This window comes from Paenibacillus sp. MAHUQ-45 (assembly GCF_058133325.1).
The window spans coordinates 491,188-513,703 of the sequence record NZ_JBYUPV010000003.1 but is presented as its reverse complement, the minus strand read 5'-3'; the positions used below and the strand labels follow the sequence as shown (position 1 = coordinate 513,703).

Genomic DNA, 22,516 nt, shown 5'->3' with positions numbered 1-22,516 from the left:
AGTGTGACTTTCAAAGTAATCATATTTTTATCATTTCTCCGACATCTGTTCACAACCATATTAAATTCAATAAAAAGATAAGCCTTGGAGGGAAAATCCTAAAGGTCTTAGCTACTTGAGTTTCCACCTCAGCAGTTACTCTAGGGTTTCTATTTCCATATTTCCTTGGGTTTGTTAGTATTATTGATCTATCATCGAATAAGTCGTATTAGAAATCTATATAAGGTAGTAACCAATCTTGGGTGTATTTAACTGAACATTTTTATTTGAAGGGGCTACAGTTATAAGACCTTCTGGAATGGTTTATCGGGAGGATGATCACGAAGACGCAATCTAGGTTTTCAAGACTCATTTAAGTAAACATCCTCTAATCTTATCCTTAACACCTGATCAAGTCTCAATTTGTATTTAAGTACCAGCCTAATCAATAAATGAAAATTTAACGATTTGAAACATCAGCTCATAGCATTCGAGGATATTTTAGAAGATTATTTTATGGATATTTTTCATATCCTGGATTGCCACCTGTGGAAACTTCAAGTTGGTTACATGTAACGCTTATCAGAATTGTTCTAAGAACTGACAGTCTCACGATGGGAGGCAACCTCCTAAGTGACTAGAACTGAATCATATCCTTTCATGATATCTGTGTTTGATCCAACCCCTCTTCAATACTTTCATCAATTCCCATCATCATCTTATAATGCGAATGATGATTAGTAACTACAAATATCTTCTCAAATATCCTCAAATATTTATTCACCGTATCCATTGGATGCTCAATATACATGTCATCACCAGCAAAATGCGAACCATCATTTGCCCATGAAAGAAGTGATTTACAGATCACTTTTTCTTCTTCATCAAATTTATTTAATATATCATCTTCACTGTAATTTCCGAATAACTTGAAATAATTTTCAATGATTCTACGAATTATGTTTTGGACTGTCATAGAAGAGCTGTCTTGTGCTAATCTTAATTCTTGCCACATTAACTCGTAGGAACTTTTAATAGGATTAATTTCGTATGTTTTAGTCTCGGTAACATCATTGATTTTTCTAATGATCCAAAATGTTTCGTCTTGCATTCTTCTACCTTTAGACCTCTTTTTATTAAAGGTTATTTCTTTGTGAAAATAAATATTATGAGTTAAAATAAAAAGTTGGGTAACATTATTTAGATTACTTCGCACTTCATTTATAAGCTTTAAAATGAGATTGCTAACAATAAACAACACATTGCTATCCAAGCTTGATATCGGATCATCAATAATAACTACTTTATTTTCCGTTATCCGCTCTCTGTTGTTACTACCATTTAATAAGTGCATAAAATAAAGAAAAGTGACAAACGTTTTTTCTCCTTCGCTTAAAGTCTGATTAACATCCTGGCCATTAGAACGAATCAAGCGATAGTTCCCTTGATTTTGTGTATGAGCAAACTTAAAATTGGTAAAATGATATGCTTTCAATAAACGATTCATATCATTCACAGAAGGAATGACGCTGGTTATTTGCGCTTCTAAACCTTCGACTTCCAAAATTAACGTGTTTTTTTCGGCCTTCTTTAATTCTAGGGTACTAGTTAGCCTTGCAATCGCGCTTCCTGAACTAAATTCTTTACGAATATATTTTTCATGATTTTGTTGATTTACATTAAAAATATACTCCCAAATCTGTTTAATTAATAATTTCTCTTCATTTACTCGATTTTCGACAAAGTCGTTATGCTTCATGACTTCTTTATTGACTCTGTCAATCTCTGTGTTAACCACATTAACAAACGATTCATAGGATGAAGGTTCGATCGATTTGCTAGGCTGACTTTGCTTTTGCTTGATTAAATCAAGATTATGTTCTTTTTTAGATTGGATGAGTTCATACTGCTGCCTAATCACGCTAAGTTCCATATATGAATTTCCATGTTTAGTCATCAATTCCAAAAGTTGAGATTCAAGTTTATCAATTAAACGGATATAGGTCTCAATGCAATCATGAAGTTCTAACATTTGTTTTTCGTAATTTTCATTAAAATAATCATTGAGCTTTTGAATAAAACTTTCTGGCAGTTCCTGTTGACAAAATGGGCATATCCCATTCGTTGCATCAATATGTTGATGTCCTTGTTTCACCCAATCACTTATTGAAAGTTTGAATATAAGTGCTGCAATATCTACTTCTTGTTTCCCAATAATTTGATCACGAAATATCTGGTGATTACAAATCGAATGAAGACTGTCTATCTTTATCGTATCGATAAGGGGGAGTTTCTCAATACTTCCCCTAAACAACTTGTTTGCCCGCTCTTTCAGATCAATAAGATCACATATAGGGTCTACTGCTTGTACTTGTTTACACTTCTTTGCAAAGTTATTTTTATTGTTTCTTAAACCTGTAAATGCTGCTGAAAAAACGTCATCATATTTTCTCTTTAGCTTCCAGCAATCTTCCGTAAATTCAGCTTCATTCATTTCATAATCGCTTTGTTTTATAATTAGGTTTGCTGTTAATCTCCTAATTTCCTCATCCACTTTATCAATAAGGTTTTTTTTACGAAGAATGGATTGCTTAATATCGGCTGATTCTTTACCTAATGTAAAGATACCTTTGATGTCTGAATCTTGGTGGAAATTTTCTTCAACAAATTTTTGATTATAGACTAATGTTTTCAATGGCTGTGATGTCCACTCAATCACGCTGTTTGGAAAGCTCTCCGCATTTTTGAGAACATTAGATAATGTCGTCTTCCCGCTTCCATTTGATCCGTAGAAAAAGTTCACTTTTTTAAGTTCATCATAAACAACACCGGTATGATTATATGTTGCAACGTTTTTTATGTGAATCCCTTTAATCACAATTTTCATACTCCTTCCAGACTACTAATGTTTCTAAAAAGCATGGGTCTATTATACCATCCTTCCACCTTTTCCCATAGAAAAATTTTGTCGAATTTCCTCCGTTCCGACAGACGTCTTGAAGTTTAGGTCTTTGTGATTGTCATCTGCTCTCTATGGAAGTGAGTGACGGGTTACGTTAGTCCCATTTGATATCTGCTGTTAGTGAAGCACCTGTATGAGAACATGGAATAAGAATTACTATTCGGAGGAACCTAACGGAAGGGTAACCAATAATACTTTCCGAATGGAGCGTTTCTACTTATGAGCAGCAGATACTGGTTTCGCTTGGCCATGACTCTGGTTCTGTCTTTAGGATTGATGGCCTGGGGTACGAATGTCAAAGCAAGTGGTGGGATAATACCCTCCCAAGATTACATAGCTAATCAAAAGGAGCTATTAAAGGAATCTACAGACAAGAACGCGATTACTCCGTTTCATGTGAAATTCCCAGAATCAGATCTTACCGATTTGCGCCAGCGTATACTCGCGACAAAATGGCCAGAGAAGGAAACGGTAGCTGATCAATCGCAAGGCGTGCAGCTGTCAACGATTCAGGAGCTCGCGCGCTATTGGTCGTCGGAATACGACTGGCGCAAGGTCGAGGCGAAGTTGAATGCCTTGCCGCAGTTCAAGACCGAGATCGATGGTGAGGACATTCACTTCATCCACGTTCGGTCGAAGCATAAAGACGCTTTGCCGCTCATCATCACGCACGGATGGCCCGGTTCGATCATCGAGCTACTAAAGATTATCGATCCGCTTACCAATCCTACGGCATATGGTGGGAAGGAATCGGACGCTTTTCATGTGGTCATTCCGTCGATTCCAGGATACGGGTTCTCGGGCAAGCCGACCACGACCGGCTGGGGCCCCGAACGCATCGCAAGTGCCTGGGCAGAGCTGATGGAGCGCCTTGGATATAATAAATATGTGGCGCAAGGCGGCGATTGGGGGGCAATAATCACAGATATGATGGCTGTACAGAAGCCCAAAGGATTGATCGGTATTCACTCCAACATGCCTGGCACAGTTCCACCCGATATTGAAAAGGCGCTGAAATGCGGAGGACCAATGCCCTCCGGTCTCTCAGAAGACGAAAAGCGTGCGTACAAGCAGCTAGAGTACGTATACAATCACATCGGCTATGCTGAAATGATGGGCACTCGCCCGCAGACCTTGACCGGATTGGCTGATTCGCCCGTTGGTTTGGCCGCCTTTATGCTTGACCATGACGCGAAAAGTCTGGAACTGATCTCGCAGGCCTTTGCCGGACACCCCGGTGGCCTTTCGCGAGATGATGTCCTCGACAACATCTCACTTTACTGGCTGACGAACACTGCGATTTCTTCGGCTCGCCTCTACTGGGAGAACAAGCTCTCCTTTTTTGGCGTCAAGGGCGTCGAGATCCCGGTTGCTGTGAGCGTCTTTCCTGACGAGCTCTATCAGGCCCCGCAGAGCTGGGCAAAGCGCGCATACCCCAAACTTATGTATTTCAACAAGCTCGACAAGGGAGGACACTTCGCGGCTTGGGAGCAGCCAGAGCTGTTCACTACAGAACTTCGCGCCGCATTCCACTCGTTACGCTAGTCGGGATCGAGTGGAATACGCCTATAATCTACCTTCAATGCATAAAGAAGAGCAGCCAGTTATGCGCTGCTCTTCTTTATTAACGTCATGACCAACTGACCAACATTTAATTTGCTTAACGGTTGACCGTTACCTTTATCGTCTCACTTACGGTCGTTCCCGCCGCATTGATTAGCTCGGCCTTGTACTCATACAGGCCAGGAGCATGACCGCTGACGTCTGTCACTGCGCTCTGTCCCGATGGTGTACCAGCGTTCAGTGCCTGCGTGTCGATAAGCTGACCGTTCTCATACAAGCGATACTCCGTACCATTGGTGCCCCACCAAAGGTTCATTGTCACCTTATAGTCGCCATCACCATCCCAATTGTCATGGGACAATACTGGCTTGCCCGGAGATGCGTCGCGGATTGTGACCGTGAGGATATTGCTCTTGGTCGTACCGTATTTGTTGGTCAGCTCTGCGGTGTACACATACGTTCCGTTCGGCTTACCGTGCAGCTCCGTACTTGCGGTCTGGGCTGACGGAGAAGCATCCTTCAGCGACTTGCTGTCGATCAGCACGTCGTTCTCATAAAGCTTGTAACTGGTGCCATTGTTGCCCCACCAGAGGTTCATGGTGACGGTATAATTGCCGTCGCTAAGTCCATTGGCATAACCGCTGTTCGAGGACAGCACCGGCTGTCCAGGTTTGCCTGTAGCCAGAGAAGCACCGCTAGTTACCTGAAAAGAATAGCTCTTCTCAGCCTTATTGCCTGCGTTGTCAGTAACGACGTATTCAACCTTATGGGCTCCTGCGCCCAGATCGGAGGCGTTCAAGATCTGGCCTTCGGTGATTGGTAGTCCGTCCAGCAGAAGCTGTTTGGAAGCAACTCCGGACAACGTATCGCTGGCGGTCAATTCAAATTGAAGCTGGGCCCCTTCCTCCACATCTACAACTGCATGCCCGGACTCTGTCAGTACTGCGGTCGGCGGAGTTGTGTCGATATTAAAGCTGAGTGTCTTGGCTTCTTCCGCCTTGCCCTTACCTGGCACCGCATAGTAAGTCAACGTATGCCGGCCATCTTCCTTCACATTCACTGGTGCACTATACACCTTGTCCGTATTTTCGTTCAGTAGGTAATGGATGGTTGCCGTAGCAGGTTCTGTCTTCAGGGTAATTTCAACGGGCTGATTCAGCCAGCCAGAAGACCCCGGCGGTGACGACAGCGTAACTGTCGTCACCGGGGCGTTCTCCTCTTTTACAAGATTGAAGTCCTCGAGACTTCTCGGCTTGAGCTGATAGACGCCTTTAAAAATCGCGGAAACACCTGTAATATCCAGCTTCTGCCCTTCCGTATATGGGAAGCTGCTCTGTGTAATGCCCGTCCGGGCATCTACTCGTACATGATTGCTTGTCCCATCTGCGGCTATAGCGTCAAATTCAAACGAACCGCTCGGAGCCGCACTGACGATGTTGCTTACTGTCACACCCGACAGCTTGAGCAATTGACCTTGATTAGCATCGTTCACCGCTGTTGCCGAAACCGGCAACGGGAGTGCTGCCGTTCCGGTCTTCGCAATCTGTACCACATCGGACAGCTCCAGCTCTGTATTGTACAGAGTAGTAGGCGCTGTCACTTTAACCTTATCACCGGCATGAAAGCCGCTCTGGCTCTGAAAGACATACAGTCCCCCAGTCTCATCCTGCAAGTAAAAACTCTGACCGCCGAATATACCCGGCTCCGTCGTCACAGTTCCTTCCACAGTCACCAGTGTTCCTGTAGCCTTGTTCCGAGCTTCGCTGACGGAGATCGCGGCTGGAATCGGATCTTCCTCTGCCGGGAGAGGCTCGGCCGGAACATTCCCCAGTGTCACCGCTTCGGTCGTCAGGTTGTTACCATTAAGGCGCAGCCGCAGGTTCGAAGCAGCAGTCGTGCCTGGCTTGATCTGTACTGTCAGATCCTTGAAGGCATGGCCATTCAGGTCAGAAGTCAAGCTAAAGTTAGAGCTGTAGCCATAGTTGCTCGGCCAGGTACCGTCATCATTCTGAATCTTCGCAATCTGTGCGCCTCCGCTTACCTGGTAGATCCCCACTTGGAAGCCAGAAACTGTAGAACCAGCAGGCAAATTATCCGCAATCACCCGAATTTTAAAATTCTGTGCATTTGGCAACACAGCCTGGTGCGTGAATTTGTACACGGCATTTGCGCTAGTTGTCGGTCCGCCGTAAGAGCCTGGCTTGAACGTACTGCGGTCATACCATTTATACCCGGCGTTTGGCGCAGCCCATGGCTCAGGCTGTGGTTCGGTGGACAGCACCGGCTCCTCGAACGAGTGAAGCACCGTCGGCTGATCCAATGTCAAACCGCTAATCTGTGTGAAATTCGTGTAGCTCTCCTTTTTGGCGAGCCAGTTTACAGTGTTCACCAGCAGCTTGCCATCGTCCACTTCTTTGAAGCCGTCATAAGTTGTCTTCTTGGCGCCCGTATCTTCTCGCAGGTATTTCGGTGTTGCATCCTCTACCGGGGAAGAGTCGCCGATGAAGGCTGCCTTACCGGCCCCTTTTTTCGCAACAGCCACATAAGGGCCTTCCGCTACGCCACCGCCGTTGTAGACGCCTTGATCCACAGCGTTGGGCCAGGCTGCATTGGTTTGCGGCAGATAGACGATGCCCTTAGCCCGGGTCGGGTCCAGAATGGCTAGGGTGGAGCCCGCATGCATCGCTACAGCCGATACTCCTGTTGTGATGCCGAAGGACTGGTTAGGGGCGACAATGTTCGTCGCATTGATATCCCCAAGCGCATTGTAGCGGAACCGGACGCCGAACTCGTTCGCCAGCCAGTCAGAGCTAACCACACCCTGCATCGCATCAGAGGCAGCCTCTTCGACGCTCATGCCTTTGGCCGGATTCTCCCATGCTCCACGGCGATATCCGTTGAACGCCTCTGAACCGTCCCAGCGGTTTTTGTTGCGGTCTGCGTTGTAATGATCAGCGATAAAGAAAATGCTACCGCCATTCTGCACGTATTGCGCCATCGCCTGCTGTTCACTGGCTTTGTAAGGCACGTTGGCTTCGGCTGTGATGAAGACGTCATAAGCGGAAAGATCGCTTAACGTAATTGGTGTTGTCTTGCGAAGCTCCTTGACATAATAACCATTCTGCGCAAGTGCGTTACCAAAATCGGAAAAAGCACCGTCAATCACCCAGTCGGCTGCACCTGCAGTCTGCTCATGGGTATTATCGAACAAAATCTTTTTGCCCGCATTCTCATTGACTATTTTGGCTTCAATGAACGGCGCAGGATCGGCTGGTCCCTCAGCATATGCCGCCGGACCAGTTCCGAATGCGAACAACTGCAACGGAACAGCTACCGCCGCTGCGAACATGCCTTTCATCAGCTTCTTTTTCCAATCTGAATGCTTCTTCATACCCTTCCTCCTTTAGTGATAGATCGGCAGGACTTTCCAAAATTAAGCTCCTGCTTGTCGTCTACTATCCTATCGCCAAAGAATTAGGAGGAACATAGATTTCTGTAAACTTATGTAAATCAATCTTTTGGCCTATGCCTCAGGAGATATACGTTATGAAAAAAGTCACAGTGACGAAATCTGCCCGCTAACCAAACAACCGCAACCGATGATTTTAGTCGGCTGCCGTTGTTCTTGTTCCTCAACATAAAGCGGCGTCAGAGAAGGCGGATCGTACCTTATCACGGCCTCTAAACGACAAAAAGGTGCCGATAGCCATAGCCCCATAGCCGCAACGAAATAATGAGCCTAATCCGACAGTGCCCGCATGATGTTGGATTTCGCCTCTGCCGCAATCGCTTCATTCCCGTCGTCGACCGCTTGCATTAAGATTAGTATGGGGATGTATACCGCGATCAGCCGCGCCAGCAGCTTCGTTTCCTCGTCCGCTCCTCCGTACGTTTCGAAAAACACGCCGCGAGCGTAAGGTGGTAAAAAGCTATAAGCAACGCTCAAATCGCAAGCTGGATGGCCTACGCTCAGATCGCCCCAATCAATGATGCCGGAAACGATCCCGTTCTCATTCACAAGCATATTTTTGAAATGAAGATCGCCATGTAGCAGTGCATTCACCACCTCGACACGGTCCTTTTGCAGTCTGCTAATATACGCTTCGATCACACCGGACTCCTCCGGCGACAAGTGTTCAACCAGCTTCGATAGAAAGCCCTTCAATTTCACTTTGCGCGATGCTATGTCCGTCAAGTTTCGATGATCTTGCTGAACTCCGCACTTCAGCGCCGCCTGGACCGGAAACTCATGCAATCTCCGCAAAAATTTCGCCAGCGTCTCTGCCGATAAAGCCCGGCGTTCTTCCGTCAAACCGATTGGGAAATCTCCTGGCACGTAGGAATAGCCAAGAAATGGTGCCGGGTATTCGTCACTTGCTTCGCCATAAAACAACGGTTTAGGATAGGGGATGGTCATATATGCCTCCAGCTGCGGGAGCAGCTTCCCTTCCATACGAATCGAGCCAACTGCAATCGTTCTTCTTGGAAACCGGAATACGTACTCGTCACCGATGAGAAAAACCGTATTGTCCCAGCCCCAGCCCAATCGCTTCACTTGCTTCGATGACAGCTGAGGGAATTGTCTGCCGATCAGCGTCCGCGCCTGCTCTTCGTTAACCTCCCACTCCGCATCCCATACATTCGTTCCTCCCATGAATTGTCTGCCTCCTCGTTCCTTACGTTATTTAGATGTTTACATTCCCTGGAAGTTACGCATAACTGCCCGTTAGTTCAATAAAAAGAACGCTCCCGCGCCTTCGCTTGGGCTACGTCCTCCTCATTATATTCCATTTCCAATCACCTATTAAAGAACGTACGCGGGTAGCATGTAGTGCTTAAACAGGGACTCATCTTAACTTAAGCACTAAGAAAATACTTTATTCTCTTTCACAAGTTGAACCGCGAATAAAGCCTGGTTTCTGGTAAGGCAAAGGCGCAAAGCAAACAACGTCATATTAGGACGGAAGTTTAGTGATGATTGTTATCCCCTCCACTATTGGAATAGTTTTGCTTCCACAAAGTCTATCATCGTGCAGCACGGTAATCTTCGCCAGTTGTAGAAAACTCTATTTTTAATTTTAACGCCCCAGTTATATTTAAATTAACTTCTTTCGGCAAGTCTCCACCTAACATTTCAGAAGAGGTATATTTCTCTTCTCCATCCACAATAAATTTTAATACTCCAGGGTTTTTACTGTTCTTCGAGTGATCATCTATTCCTACAAATCCAGTAAGTTTGTTGTACTTACCGTTTAAATTGTATTCGATTGACCCAGTACCATTATTCGACATATAAAATACATTTTCTATACCAATCCCATGAATGTATTCATTATCTGCGATTGTGAATTTCCCAGTATAAGGGTTTAAAATATTATCACCCGCACTTACCCATTTGTTGAAATGAAATTTCACATTATTTACATCTGTTCTTGCATAATTAATATCTGAAAGATATTTAAAGGCCCCTTCTTTTTTTCCAACCCATGCTGTCTTGGTCTTACCATCATAAGAAAAATCCTGTCCAGAGTTTTTGGCAAAGGAGCTTGCCGAGACGTATAATTGTCCGTTATAGATGATCGACTGAGGCGACTGCTTCTCTACCCCATTAAATATGTAATTGACATTTAAGATCGTAAGTAGAAGTGTCTGTCTCCATCATCCTTTTCTCCCACCCCCTTGACTCTAGTACTGTACCAGGGTTTATCGTGATTCATATCAAATATGAATTCTACGAATCAGGGTGGTTAAGTTGATGCTTAAAGAACGGTTTGATCAAGTATTTGAAATTATGAAGCAGTCTTTTCCCGAAACAGAGTATCGAGAATATTTGGAACAAAAGAAGCTGCTGTCGGATCCTCGCTATCGCCTTATCACCGAGGAGAACGAGCAGAACGAAGTGATTGGTTTTCTCGCAGGTTGGGAGTTCGAAACGTTCAGGTACGTTGAGAATGTGGCTGTCTCTCCGAACATTCGCGGTGGTGGCATAGGCAAGCGGTTAATGGAACGCTTCATGAAGCAGTCCGACATGCCAATCATCTTGGAAGTCGAATTGCCCGATGATGAGCTGAAGCGGAGAAGGATCGGATTTTACAAGCGTCTGGGATTCTGTTTGTTAGACTATCCTTATGTTCAACCGCCGCTGCGAGTAAAACAGCCATCCTTGCCACTACAGATCATGAGCTATCCGGTAGGCTTGACTCTAACGCAATTTGAAATGGTGAGAAAATTACTGTATAAGGATGTGTATGGCGTGTCTTTGGCACACGTTAACGCCTTGAATAGCTAAGTGCAAACAGGAAGGAAAACGATGAAAAACGACTATAAAATCAATGAAATTTCGAAGCTCTATGGAATAGGTGTCGATGCCCTGCGTTATTATGAAAAACTTGGCTTGTTGGTCCCCCGGCGAGACGACAACGGATATCGTCTGTACAGCCTTCATGATATCTATAAATTGAATATTATCCGTGACCTGCGTCAACTAGATTTTACGATGCAACAGATCAAAACGTATTTGGATGACCAAAGCGTCGAGAATACACTTGAATTGTTATACACTGAACAGGAATTGATTAAAGAACGGATGACAAAGCTTGAAACCACGCAGCGTATCATTCAAAGCAGAATCAAAGTACTGACCGACGCGCGACAAATTCAAACGGGGGTCTTCTCCATCAAAACGTACCCGGACCGGCCGTGTCTACAACTCAATACGCGTATTACAAGAGACGAAGAAATGGATTATGCCATCAAGAAGCTGCATCAGAAGCATAAAAGACACATTCTGGATTTAGGCAACCAATTGTACGGTGCATCTGCGTCGCTTGAGGAGTTAAACCATGGGATGAGGGATGTTTTCAACTCCGTCTTTTTTATCTTTGATCCTGCCGAAGATGGAGAGCTTGACTATGATTACATCCTGCCAGCTGGTGATTATTTGTCATTCTATTATCGGGGCAGTTACCGCCAAAGTTATGAGAAAATGCTTGAGGTCGTTGCGCATGCCAACAAAAAAGGGCTCCAACTCTTAGGAGACCCTTTCGAAATTTATGAAATCGACAATCGCGATACGATCATTACCGATCAATTTCTAACTGAGATACAATTGAGGATTGGTAATACTGAACAGAACTGCACAAATGTGCCTTGAATGCGCACGCCTGCGCTAATTGATCAATGGATTATCTTTGCAAGCCAGGATACTGCCAAATGCCAGAAGTTCTAAGCAGGTCACGGTAGATCACGAGCTTCTCATCGCTGGTCACCTTTTGTGCTTCTTCAAGCGATTTGTAATCCAAATACACAGCGTTGGTGAAGTTTCTGCTTGCTGCTTTACCGTTCATTTTGCTATAGAAACTATCAGCTTCTTTGAAGACCGCAATTGCTCTGCGAATGTGGCTTGCGCTTGTCACGATCGTCACATCTTTCAGGCCTTCTTTTTCCAGAATAGCTGTCGAGAACAGACCATTTTCAACGGTATCTGTAGATTTATTTTCAAGAATAATCCGATCTTTATTAATGCCCTGTGCGATCAACCACTGGCTCATAGCATCGGCTTCTGTAACACCTTGCTTCGGAACTCCGCCTGTTACAATAATTTTAGAATTCGGATATTTATTCGCTACAGCGAGACCGGATTTCAAACGCTCAATCAACGTATCCTTCATCGTGCCGTCATCAGCAAGTGCATATCCCAGAATTACAATCGCATGATTCTTGGACTGTACGTTTGTTGGAACAGTTGTAATCAGCTTTTCATTAAATACCTTCTCTGTCCGCTCTAACTTTTGCAGGTACTGATTTGTTTTCTGAGCGTCGATCTGTTTCAGCTTGGAAATTGCAGCTTTGTAGGCAGCTCCGTCTCCATTGGCTTTCGAATACACGCCATAAAGTAGGTTTGCATTAAAATTGTTAGGCGCTAAATTCAAAATCTGTCTATAGGTTTGCAAAGCCTCCGGAACTTTCTTCTCAATGATTAATGTGGAAGCTAGAGAGAATTTCAGATCCAAATCAAACGGGTCAAGCAGTGTTGCTTCCTTAAAGGCGTTCTCAACAACGTCATACTTTCCTTTAAGCGTAATCCCTTTGAAAATATCCTTCTCTGACTGTTGAACATCGCCACCATGCCAGTAGTAATACATGGCCAGGTCCTTATATTGATTAATTCTTTGGTATGTCGGCTCATCGTTTCTAATCTGTTGTACAGCGGTATTCTCTGCGCCTGCAGCTCTTACTGGTGCTGTCGTTGTCACATACGCCGTTGCAAAGGTAACGGTTGTCATCGTAACTGCTAAAGCTAAACCTAATTTCTTCTTGATGTCTCTCATGTTGTCCTCCAGGTTTTCGTATTGCCCCGTTGGTATGGGGTTGCGATTACTAACTTTATAAAATTAACATTGATTTGTTAGCTTAGCATGAGGACAAGGTAAAGCTGTTGTAAAGGAATGTAGAATCCGTGCTTACTTTATATTAAAAACAAACATGATCAAAAACATAAGTGGAGGAATCGCTAATGCGGGCAAAATATTTAATGTTTTCATTTTTTTAATCCCTAAAATACTTAGCCCTGAACATAATATTAAAACACCACCAATGATAGATATCTCATTTAACAGATCTGCATTTAAAGAACTCTCTACTAGTTTCGCGATTAAAAAGAATGAACCTTGCCAGCAGAATAAGACTAGAGCAGATAGCGCTATACCAATACCAAATGTTGAAGCTAAAACGATAGAAGTTATAAAATCCAACATTCCATTCGTAAATAAATAAGTCATGTCACCTTTTAGAGCCGCTTCGATCGGGCCAAGTATAGAAAGTGAACCCATACAAAATAATAAAATAGCCGTTGATAATCCCTCGGCCAGTTTCCCTTTTGAAAACCTACTAACAACTGTAGAAAATCTCTCTTCCAAGTTGATCTTTTGCCCAATTAATACCCCCAGGGCTAAACTAACAATAAATAGAACCGGGTATTTACTAGAAGGCATATGCTGTACAATCGAATTTACCCCAAGCGCTAACGCGGCTAATCCCATTGCGTTCATCAACATTTCTTGGTACTCGTTCTTGATCCCCTTTTTAAAAACACTTCCAATAATACTACCCAGAATAATCATTAGTACATTAAAGGCTGTACCCAACATTCTCTCTTTCTCCTTTCAAAATAGGCATATCCAAAAAAATAAACCCTCTAGTAACTAGAGGGTCAAGACATTTCTTTTCGACTAAAAGGCAATAATATTTCTGTAACGTACTTATCCACGCTGTTAGTGATTCCGTAGTCAATCAGTGTTATTTCGATGGAATCATCGACGATATGATAACCCATTTGCACACTATACTTAAGTAGTTCTTCATAATATGGAGCAGCATTGATATGTGTCCCACTGAATCGAACTCTTAAATATTCACGAGCGGGAAAAATAACAGCAGCCTTTGGAATTTCATCGCCTTCCTCTAAAATCATAAAAATACTGTTGTAGCGGTCAAATTTATTTGCCCCAATATCCTGAAGTGCAACCGAAATCCCGATTTTACCCAAAAATATACTTTCTTCAATGTTGAAATTTTTTCTTAATTCAGCAATAGGATACTCAATATCATCACCAGGTCTATAATCATGGGTTAGATGGGCCACTTTAAGTTTCGGCAGCTTCACTTCCATAATGGTTCCTAATGGATGATTTATCGCATCATGAATCTGAGTCAGACGGCGTTTGATTTTTCGATCGACCAGTTCTAATTCTCTCTTTTTATTAGCAATTTCAGTTTGTTGTCTTTCTAACATCTCAATCAGTTTATCCGTATCACGGTAGTCAAAGAAATCCAAAAGGTCGCTGATTGGCAAGCCTAGTGCTCTTAAATATTTGATCGTACTTAATCTTTCGAAATGTTGGGTTGAATAATAGCGATAATTATTGTTCTTATCTATATATTCTGGTTTCAAGAGCCCGATCTCATCGTAATATCGAAGCGTGGAGATTTTAACCTGGAATAATTTTGATACTTCACCTATGGTGAATAGCTCTTTCATGCCTATACCGCCTTTTCAAATATCTTTTGCTTGCTTATTTATTGTAAAATAGCCACCTCTATTATGTTACCACAAAAAAAGCGCCAGCTTTCTTATAGACGTTCTGAGAACGCGTTCGAAAGCATGGCGCTTATGTATAGGTATTATTCCATTCTCTGAAGCCAACCGGCTTCCAGCATTTCATTAACATTTAGGGACTTATGATGTGGCGGATCAAGCTTGCCTTCGTTGACGAGTCTAATGACTTCTTCCCGGTAAGGGCTGCTTAGATCGATTCCTACGATGGACCAATTATTATCGATTTCGGGAGATATATTTTGACGTTCCCGAATGCACTCCACAAGGTAATCACGAATGCTGCCTGGCGATTCCCAATGTTTCTTAGCGCTCACCAGCTTAGAAGCCTTTAACAAACTGCTGTAACGGTAATTGTTGACCGCCAGCTGTAGCTCTTCCGTATCCGTGAGTGGACGACCCTCGAACATAACATCAACTATACGTTCACCGGCAGGCTTAGACAGATCAATTCCGTAATTAATGCCAGCAAAGAGATCATAGAGATAGCCCGGTACCTCCGGATCAAAACTGATTGATAGATCGCCTTCTTTCCATTGATTATAATGGGCCGCAGAGACTTCCATGTATGCTTTCAGTTCTTTGCCGGTTACAGTAACAACGTAGAGCAGATTATCGAAAGGATAGACGCTGTATATATTCCCGTAGGTAATGTCTCCCTGCTTAAGATCCGCCCTGTCTGAAAAAAGAGTTGTCGCAACTACGTCCGCGCCGCTATACTGTAGCATTGCTTTTTGGATCAGCTTGACGATGGCGGTATCCCTTAGCTTCCATTCCGAGATTCCTCTGATCTCTTCCTGTGGCTGGAAATCGGCGGTTGCCTGACCCAGAATACCTCCACCGGCTATATCAGATGAAGCGCCTCCTCCATTCTCAACGAAGGTAATCGTCTCTTCATGTGCACCCTGAACGAGCGCCCGGATGTCTGGATCTGGCGCGTAAGCTCCCATATCAATAAGCGAGACTTCGCGTCCGACGATTGTTGGCCCTCTGCCGTCCAGCTGAACGGTGAGATCGAATCGGACAACTTCACGCCCCAGATTGCGTGGACCTCCAATGATCGTATCGCCGATCCGCTCCTTAACGGGAATGTGCATATGCCCAACCACCAGGACATCGGTACCCGGAACTCGTGTGGCGATGCATTCTGCGGAATCGGAGCCGCCTTCTTCATCGAACTCCGCGACCATTCCAGCATGGGCACTAACAATGACGATGTCTGCTAATCCATCAGCTTTGAGCGATGTGACCAGTTCGAGTGCGGTTTCATCCATTGGGCTGAAACACAGCTCCTTCACCTTATCTCCGTCCCATCTTGGCACATTCGGATTCGTCAGACCGACAATCGCAATCTTAATGCCTTGTACCTCCACGATGGTATAAGACTCCGCGAACGACTCCCCGCTGATGTATGATGCATTAGCTGCCAGGACAGGGAAATCCAGCTCCCGTATACATTTGTGGACAAGGTCCAGTCCGAAGTTAAAGTCATGGTTGCCCAAGGTCATGGCGTCATACTTCATTGCATTAAGTACTTGTGACACCGGATGAACGACATCCGGCTGTTTGTTAAACACATCATCGGTCAGGATATTTCCCTGATACAAATCACCGTTATCAATCAGAATGACTTCTGACCCGCTCTTCCTCACCTCCTGGACATATGTCGCCACTCTCGCCATTCCATCATTGGCCGTCTCCGTGTTGTCTTCGTAACGGTATCCCCAAATGTTGCCGTGGAGATCGGAGGTTGCAATGATCGCAATGTTGACTATATTTTCTGTTCCGCCTGCTTCAACCATCATGTTTCTCGTTCTCCATTCTTATGACATTCACTTCAATATCGCACCTGCCGTAAAGCTCTTCTCCATCTGATCGCTGAATAGTACGTACGCTATTATGATCGGAATTGTTGAAATGACCATAGCTGCTGCCAGCGGTCCCCAACTGATACTGTATTGCCCGCTGAAACTCATCAGACCGAGCGGCAATGTCCGCAAACTGGACTTTTGAACAAAGGTGGTAGCCATCAGAAGCTCGTTCCATACAGCCAGAAATACGAAAATGGCAACTGAAGCGAGCGGCGGTTTGAGAAGCGGCAGCACCACCCGGAAGAACGACTTCAAGACACCACAGCCGTCCATAAAAGCAGCTTCCTCCAGTTCCTTGGGCATACTCCGTAAAAAAGCAGTCAGGATATATACGCTGATCGGCAGATTGACGGCGATGTACGGCAGAATGATCGACAATCTTGAATTGAGAATATTGAGATTTTTCAGAATCATAAAGAGCGGGATGAGCGTCGCGTGAATCGGTACCATGACGCCCATCAGCAGGACAAACAAAATAAGATTATTCCATTTGAATCTCATTCGAGTCAGGGCATACGCCATCATAGCTGCCAGCAGCAGCACACAGCATAGTGTAATGACCGTAACCCATACGCTGTTAAAAAAGTATTGGCTAACTTTAGCGCTAACCCACGCCTCAGTGAAATTGTCAAAACGCCATACCTTCGGGAGTGACCACACCGCTCCGCCGATAATCTCCGAATTGTCTTTAAATGCACTTCCAATAAGCCAGTACAACGGGAACAACTGGAGGACAGCGATGATGGACATTAAGAAGTAAATACTGAATTTTTTAGTAGTCTTGAACATGATCGGTCCTCCTTAATATTCGATTTTTTCCCGGGTCATGACCTTGTTCAGTACCCAGGAAATGACGAGGCATTCCAGTACCATAAATACGGCCAGCGCGCTTCCGTATCCGAAGTTTTGCTTCAGGAACGCTTCCTGGAACATCTTCAGCGCAACCACGGTCGTAGAATGAAGCGGTCCGCCGTTGGTCATTACATACACACTTTCGAACGTTTTGAGTGCGTAGATGACATTCAGAACAACACATACCCGAATCACGTCGGCAATCAGCGGTAGCGTAATATGACGCACGGCGATCCAGCCTGTAGCTCCGTCCAGCTTCGCCGCTTCGTAATACTGCTCCGGTATGCCTTGAATGCCTGCAAAAAGCATCAGCATATTGTAGCCTACATAATGCCACGTGGTTACGATGAGAACGGACAATAATGCAGTCGCGGTATCACCGAGCCATGCTTGAGTCCAGCCTCCCAGCCCGATGACTTCCAGTAATTCATTCAGCATACCGATATTGGGATCATAAATTTTGACCCACAGCAAACTCACCATTGTCGTCGACATCACCACAGGGAAGAAGTAGATATTGCGGAACCATTTATGCCCCTTTACTTTCCTGGACACCAGGAGAGCTAGACCAAAGGAGAGTGGCAGCTGAATGAACACGCCGACAGCGATAAAGGCCAGACTGTTCCAGACCGCTTTCCAAAAGCTCGTGTCTTTCGTGAACATCTGAATATAGTTATCAATTCCAATGAATGTCATCGGGTTGATGCCATCCCATTTCTGGAGACTGTAATAAGCCGTAATTAATATTGGTACAAAATAAAACGTCAAAAATAGTATCAGGCCGGGCAGTAAGAACAAAGCGAGCATCTTTTTGCTTGATAGTGCCTTTTCCATGAATGATCCACCTATCAGGTTAAATAAAAAGCGATGCGGCCTGAAGCGACTGCACCGCTTTTCTCCAAAATGTAACTCTCTTTTTTTTAAAATCCTTAACTTCTTGGAGCTTGTACGTTACCGGGTCCTACTCCGTCTTGCGGAGTGTTGTTTCGAGTTGAGCCGTAAATTGTTCCGGGTTTAACACAGATCCAAATAGTTGTTGTGTCAGATCGCGGTATTCCTGGCCGACAGCGGCTGGTACAAGACCAAACCAGATTGCCTGTGTTTTTTTCGTTTTGCCGATATCCGCCGAATATGCGGAAAGCTGCTCGTTCTGGATTTCCGGTTTTACATCACTTTTTGCATAACCAGGAAGTCCTTTTTTAAGAAATTCATCGTTGAGCTTCAGGGACATCCGGACGGCAAATTCCTTGGCTGCTTCTACATTCTCTGAGCTGTTGTTAGCAAATAGGGAGTATGGCGCTTTAGGATTCTGGAAGCCGATCGTTGCACTGTACGGATCTTCTGTACCTGTCTTTGGAAACACAATGTACCCGAGATCATCACCCATTGCTTCTGTCAGAGAGGAGAAGTTAAAGCTGCCGTCAACCCACATTACAGCTTTATTGTTCTTGAACAATTCCTGTGCGTCCAGATAGGCCGAGCCGAGGAATCCCTTTTGGAAAGCATTCGTGTCAACCAGCGTGCGAATCTTGTTTGCTGCTTCAACAAACGGTGCATCGGTAAACTTACCTTGGCCGCTCATGGCATTATCAAATGCATCCGCATTCTCACGCAATACTAACATGTTATAGAGCAGATCTCCCTGCCATCTTTCCTTACCGCCAAGTGCAATCGGAATCAGGCCTTTATCGTTCGCAGCTTTAACAACAGACTGGAGGTCATCCCATGTGGCCGGAGCAGAAACCCCAAGCTCATTGATCAGCTTTTTGTTGTAGTAGAGCACCAGCGTAGTGCTGATATTGGCTGGAACGGAGTAAATGTTACCATCCTCTTCTTTGACCAGCCGATCGTCCAGAAATTTCGAGCCAAGGCCGGTGGATTCCAGCACATCGTTCAGCGGTGCAGCCGTCTTTAATTGCAACACAGGGGTCCGGAATGATAATCCGGCATGCTGTTCAAAGACATCTGGTAGTTCGTTCGCCGCAAGGGCTACACTCAGCTTGGTTTTGTAGGTTTCATCCTGGATATACTCGTAGTTCAGCTTAATACCCATTTCGGATGCAGTAGCTTCTGCAGAGGCCTGGAAAATAGGATCTGTATCGAATGTCCATAAGGTTAGCGATTTGCCGCTGTTTGCTTCCTGTGTCTCTTTTGTCTGGGTGCCATCTACCTTCTCTTCTGCAGCTCCTCCACAAGCCGTAAGCACCGTACTCACTAATGTAACCGATGCTGCAACCATGCCAAGCTTCTTACCAATCATCTGTCTTGGACCACCTTTCAACAAGTTAGCGGATTTGAATTACAGGTACAATCTTATCAACACCTCAGCAGCCTTCGAATGGATAAATCTTTGTTCCACCTGTAATATTTTTAGCTATGTCATAGTAGTTAACATAGAATTTACGTATAGAAAAATATAGCACTGAAAGTTTACTTGTAATTAATACAAGTAGAAATGATTTTGCCGTCCTCTAGGGGACGGTATCCGTTTCAGTGTAAATTCTTATATTTAAAAAAGCCCGGCAAGAATGCCGGACTTTGCCAGTACATGATCAGGTTCTCACTGGATAGGAGCCGCTGTTCACTTTATTGGGAGTGATGCCGAATTTCTTCTTAAAGCATTTGCTGAAGTAGAACGGATCGTTATAGCCAACCTGATAAGCTACGGTTGCAACCTTTGGCGGCTCATCAGAGGTTTCCTTCCGTAAGATTTCCATTGCTTTACTCAGCCTCACATTCGTTACATACTCCACAAAAGATTCTCCGGTTTCCTTCTTGAAGACATGACTTAAATAGCTGGGATTAACGAATAGAGCGCCAGCGGTGTGCTGAAGCGAAAGCTTGTCGTCGGCATACCGTTCCTTTACGAAAGCCATTGCATTCTTGATCAGTTGTTTCCCCCCGGCAGGCTGCTGCCCTTCCTCCTGGGGAGATGTGTAGCCCGCCTCTTTTTTTAACCGGTTAATATAACGAAGCTCTTCCCATTTCTCAGTCAGTCCCGCCCGGATCTTCATCAGTGCTGTTTCAAGCGCTTCTTCATCAATAGGTTTCAGTAAATAGTAGTCTGCTCCGAGTGAAATCGCCCTTTGTGCGTACCCAAATACATCATAGCTTGTGATAAACATCAGCTTCGCCGATGACTGCATACCACGTATCGCCTTTATAAAATCAAGACCGTTCATCTGCGGCATCTCGATATCCGTAATAATAAGGTCAATCTCTTGCTCCTCAATAATCTTGATGGCAGCTGCGCCATCTTCCGCCTCGGCAGTCACCTCGAAGCCAAGACGTTCCCAGTCGATGAGATTCATCAGCAGCTGTCTAAAATAATACTCATCATCCACGATGAGGACGCGGCTAATCGGCGGAGTATTCATCTATTGGTCAACCTCCTTGGCTTCAATGACTTTTAGGATAATGGGCAAACGGACCAGCACCTCTGTCCCTTGTCCGGGTTCTGAGGAGATCTCAATGCCGTAAGGCTTGCCGAAACGGAGCCTGATCCGGTCCTGAATATTTTTCAATCCAAAACTGTACAGTTCCCCTTCCCCGCTGTTGGACCAGATATGCCGCTGCTGTTCAGCGCTCATCCCTATGCCGTTGTCGCGAACAATAAAGCAAAGGTTACGATTCTCCCCATCCTGCTCTATATAGCCCAGGATTTCGCACATTCCTCCACCCGGCATCATCCTGATGCCATGTTGGATGGCATTCTCGACGAGCGGCTGCAGCAGCATTGTTGGCACTTGATAATCGCTGATATCAGGGTCAAACTGAATGCGGTACTGCAGACGATTGAAGCGGATTTGCTGAATGTACAGATAACTCTGCAAATGCTTCTCCTCTTGCAAGGCACTAATAAGCTCCTGACCGTTGCTAAGCGAGATACGGAAAAAGTCACCAAGGGCCTTTAGCATCTTGCTAATGTCCTTGGCATTGGCCATGACCGCCATTGAACGTATCGTTTCCAGCGTATTATACAGAAAGTGAGGTTTGATCTGAGAATATAACAACCTAAGCTCCAGAAGCCGCTGTTTGTTGGCCTCATCTTCAACGCGATGGACCAAATGCTGAATCCGATCTACCATTTCGTTAAAAGTCGTGCCGAGCTGGCTGAACTCATCCTTCGTTTCAACCGGCGCGCGCGTATCGAGATTTCCAGCCCCCACTTCGACAAAGGCCTTGCTCAAGCGATTAAGCGGACGGGTGAGCAGACGTGAAAAGACGGTAGACAGCCCGATTGCCGTTAAGATGCTGATGAGACCAAAAACGATCATTAACAGCGTGATTTTCCAGAAGCCTTGCGTCAACGTCGAGGTCGGCACCAGATGGACAACCTTCCAGCCATAGGGCTTAAGCTGCTGGAAGGAGACTAGATACCGCTGTCCCTTCACCTCAAAAATTTTACTGCCTTCATCAGTACCATTGACCCAATGGGCAAAAGAATAATCTTTAATCGATGTGCTCACCAGTGCTTGCTGAGTAGAGGACAATATGATCCCGTCCGGGTTGACAATTAATGTAGAATTCTGCTCATTCTGATCATTACGATATAACTGCTCAAGTATCCGCTCATCCATATTCACATATAAATAGCCGAGCGGCGTTCCTTTTTCCATACTTTTGATGACTCTGCTCACGCTAATCATACGCTTATTCTTCAACCCCGATTGAAAAGATGGACTGAACGTATCCACCCAGACTGCACCGCCTCTTGCTGCATCGATGGCTTCCTTTGGATACACGGAGAGGCTTTGCAGCGTAACATTGGTTAAGTTCGACGTATAATATAGCTCGCCTTGATTGGACTCTATAATGACCGAGTCGATGTTCGGTTCCGACTCCAGCATGGCAGCCAGCGTATTGTAAATCGATTTCAATGCGGCTCCATCTGAGCTTGTCCCCGTCTTCTGACTAAGTACGTTCTGAGTAGCCTGATTGATCAGTGCTAGTTTCGAGAAATTTTGTACCGAGAGGAGTGCCGTGGACAGCGATTTCGCCATCAGGTTGATCTCTTGCTGCGAACCCGCAGCCGTCCGCTCCAACGTCTGGTTAAATACAACCCGGTAGATGTTGACCGTGAAGAAGACCAGTGCCAGGGAGACAATCAGGATGTTGGTAATATTTATTTTTTGACGAAGCGACAAGCTCCGCCTGAAGCGGAGGATCTTAATG

The 22,516-nt window shown here is 44.9% G+C and carries 16 protein-coding genes; 3 read left to right on the top strand and 13 right to left on the bottom strand.

The window, feature by feature from the left end; all coding sequences use genetic code 11:
• Positions 1 to 637: 637 nt before the first annotated feature.
• Entirely contained in the window at positions 638 to 2,857 is a 2,220-nt protein-coding gene (locus tag AC3Y23_RS09605; protein WP_379198073.1) for an AAA family ATPase, read from the bottom strand.
• A gap of 303 nt (positions 2,858 to 3,160) precedes the next feature.
• Here AC3Y23_RS09605 and AC3Y23_RS09600 point away from each other — a divergent pair, with 303 nt between their 5' ends.
• A complete protein-coding gene (locus AC3Y23_RS09600) occupies positions 3,161 to 4,486 on the top strand; it encodes an epoxide hydrolase family protein (protein ID WP_379198071.1) in 1,326 nt (441 codons plus the stop codon).
• Between the two features lie 115 nt (positions 4,487 to 4,601).
• Here the strand turns inward: AC3Y23_RS09600 and AC3Y23_RS09595 are convergent, their stop codons facing one another.
• From AC3Y23_RS09595 to AC3Y23_RS09585, 3 genes are all read right to left on the bottom strand, one after another.
• Positions 4,602 to 7,895, bottom strand: coding sequence for an endonuclease (locus AC3Y23_RS09595; protein ID WP_379198069.1), 3,294 nt, complete (start codon positions 7,893 to 7,895; stop codon positions 4,602 to 4,604).
• Positions 7,896 to 8,243: 348 nt separating this feature from the next.
• Positions 8,244 to 9,158: a phosphotransferase gene (locus AC3Y23_RS09590; RefSeq protein WP_379198067.1), complete on the bottom strand. Its 915-nt coding sequence runs from the start codon at positions 9,156 to 9,158 to the stop codon at positions 8,244 to 8,246.
• Positions 9,159 to 9,529: 371 nt separating this feature from the next.
• On the bottom strand, positions 9,530 to 9,949 hold the full coding sequence (locus tag AC3Y23_RS09585) for an NPCBM/NEW2 domain-containing protein (protein ID WP_379198580.1): 420 nt from the start codon (positions 9,947 to 9,949) through the stop codon (positions 9,530 to 9,532).
• Positions 9,950 to 10,259: 310 nt separating this feature from the next.
• On the opposite strand from AC3Y23_RS09585, the gene AC3Y23_RS09580 reads away from it, so the two are divergent.
• Complete coding sequence (locus AC3Y23_RS09580; RefSeq protein ID WP_379198065.1) at positions 10,260 to 10,793, top strand: GNAT family N-acetyltransferase; 534 nt, start codon at positions 10,260 to 10,262, stop codon at positions 10,791 to 10,793.
• Between the two features lie 21 nt (positions 10,794 to 10,814).
• Complete coding sequence (locus AC3Y23_RS09575) at positions 10,815 to 11,657, top strand: MerR family transcriptional regulator (protein WP_379198063.1); 843 nt, start codon at positions 10,815 to 10,817, stop codon at positions 11,655 to 11,657.
• Between the two features lie 31 nt (positions 11,658 to 11,688).
• Here the strand turns inward: AC3Y23_RS09575 and AC3Y23_RS09570 are convergent, their stop codons facing one another.
• The 9 genes from AC3Y23_RS09570 to AC3Y23_RS09530 form a co-directional block, all read right to left on the bottom strand.
• Entirely contained in the window at positions 11,689 to 12,834 is a 1,146-nt protein-coding gene (locus AC3Y23_RS09570; RefSeq protein WP_379198061.1) for an ElyC/SanA/YdcF family protein, read from the bottom strand.
• Between the two features lie 132 nt (positions 12,835 to 12,966).
• Entirely contained in the window at positions 12,967 to 13,653 is a 687-nt protein-coding gene (locus AC3Y23_RS09565; RefSeq protein ID WP_379198059.1) for a DUF554 domain-containing protein, read from the bottom strand.
• 62 nt (positions 13,654 to 13,715) lie between these two features.
• Positions 13,716 to 14,543 carry a MerR family transcriptional regulator gene (locus AC3Y23_RS09560; protein WP_379198057.1) on the bottom strand — a complete coding sequence of 276 codons (828 nt, stop codon included), beginning with the start codon at positions 14,541 to 14,543 and terminating at the stop codon, positions 13,716 to 13,718.
• 143 nt (positions 14,544 to 14,686) lie between these two features.
• Positions 14,687 to 16,423, bottom strand: a complete 1,737-nt coding sequence (locus tag AC3Y23_RS09555) for a bifunctional metallophosphatase/5'-nucleotidase (protein WP_379198055.1) — start codon at positions 16,421 to 16,423, stop codon at positions 14,687 to 14,689.
• Between the two features lie 27 nt (positions 16,424 to 16,450).
• The gene (locus tag AC3Y23_RS09550; protein WP_379198053.1) at positions 16,451 to 17,278 is read right to left on the bottom strand and encodes a carbohydrate ABC transporter permease; all 828 of its coding nucleotides are present in this window, start codon (positions 17,276 to 17,278) and stop codon (positions 16,451 to 16,453) included.
• A 12-nt stretch (positions 17,279 to 17,290) separates the two neighbouring features.
• Entirely contained in the window at positions 17,291 to 18,175 is an 885-nt protein-coding gene (locus AC3Y23_RS09545) for a carbohydrate ABC transporter permease (protein WP_379198051.1), read from the bottom strand.
• A gap of 127 nt (positions 18,176 to 18,302) precedes the next feature.
• On the bottom strand, positions 18,303 to 19,601 hold the full coding sequence (locus tag AC3Y23_RS09540) for an ABC transporter substrate-binding protein (protein WP_379198049.1): 1,299 nt from the start codon (positions 19,599 to 19,601) through the stop codon (positions 18,303 to 18,305).
• Positions 19,602 to 19,893: 292 nt separating this feature from the next.
• Positions 19,894 to 20,718 carry a response regulator gene (locus AC3Y23_RS09535; protein ID WP_379198047.1) on the bottom strand — a complete coding sequence of 275 codons (825 nt, stop codon included), beginning with the start codon at positions 20,716 to 20,718 and terminating at the stop codon, positions 19,894 to 19,896.
• The gene (locus AC3Y23_RS09530; protein ID WP_379198045.1) at positions 20,719 to 22,488 is read right to left on the bottom strand and encodes a cache domain-containing sensor histidine kinase; all 1,770 of its coding nucleotides are present in this window, start codon (positions 22,486 to 22,488) and stop codon (positions 20,719 to 20,721) included.
• Positions 22,489 to 22,516: the final 28 nt, after the last annotated feature.

Coding starts and splice junctions, on each gene's coding strand:
- AC3Y23_RS09560 (WP_379198057.1), bottom strand. CDS start 14,543: ATGAAAGAGCTATTCACCATAGGTGAAGTATCAAAATTATTCCAGGTT.
- AC3Y23_RS09550 (WP_379198053.1), bottom strand. CDS start 17,278: ATGTTCAAGACTACTAAAAAATTCAGTATTTACTTCTTAATGTCCATC.
- AC3Y23_RS09575 (WP_379198063.1), top strand. CDS start 10,815: ATGAAAAACGACTATAAAATCAATGAAATTTCGAAGCTCTATGGAATA.
- AC3Y23_RS09535 (WP_379198047.1), bottom strand. CDS start 20,718: ATGAATACTCCGCCGATTAGCCGCGTCCTCATCGTGGATGATGAGTAT.
- AC3Y23_RS09540 (WP_379198049.1), bottom strand. CDS start 19,601: ATGATTGGTAAGAAGCTTGGCATGGTTGCAGCATCGGTTACATTAGTG.
- AC3Y23_RS09545 (WP_379198051.1), bottom strand. CDS start 18,175: ATGGAAAAGGCACTATCAAGCAAAAAGATGCTCGCTTTGTTCTTACTG.
- AC3Y23_RS09570 (WP_379198061.1), bottom strand. CDS start 12,834: ATGAGAGACATCAAGAAGAAATTAGGTTTAGCTTTAGCAGTTACGATG.
- AC3Y23_RS09600 (WP_379198071.1), top strand. CDS start 3,161: ATGAGCAGCAGATACTGGTTTCGCTTGGCCATGACTCTGGTTCTGTCT.
- AC3Y23_RS09580 (WP_379198065.1), top strand. CDS start 10,260: ATGCTTAAAGAACGGTTTGATCAAGTATTTGAAATTATGAAGCAGTCT.
- AC3Y23_RS09595 (WP_379198069.1), bottom strand. CDS start 7,895: ATGAAGAAGCATTCAGATTGGAAAAAGAAGCTGATGAAAGGCATGTTC.
- AC3Y23_RS09565 (WP_379198059.1), bottom strand. CDS start 13,653: ATGTTGGGTACAGCCTTTAATGTACTAATGATTATTCTGGGTAGTATT.
- AC3Y23_RS09590 (WP_379198067.1), bottom strand. CDS start 9,158: ATGGGAGGAACGAATGTATGGGATGCGGAGTGGGAGGTTAACGAAGAG.
- AC3Y23_RS09555 (WP_379198055.1), bottom strand. CDS start 16,423: ATGATGGTTGAAGCAGGCGGAACAGAAAATATAGTCAACATTGCGATC.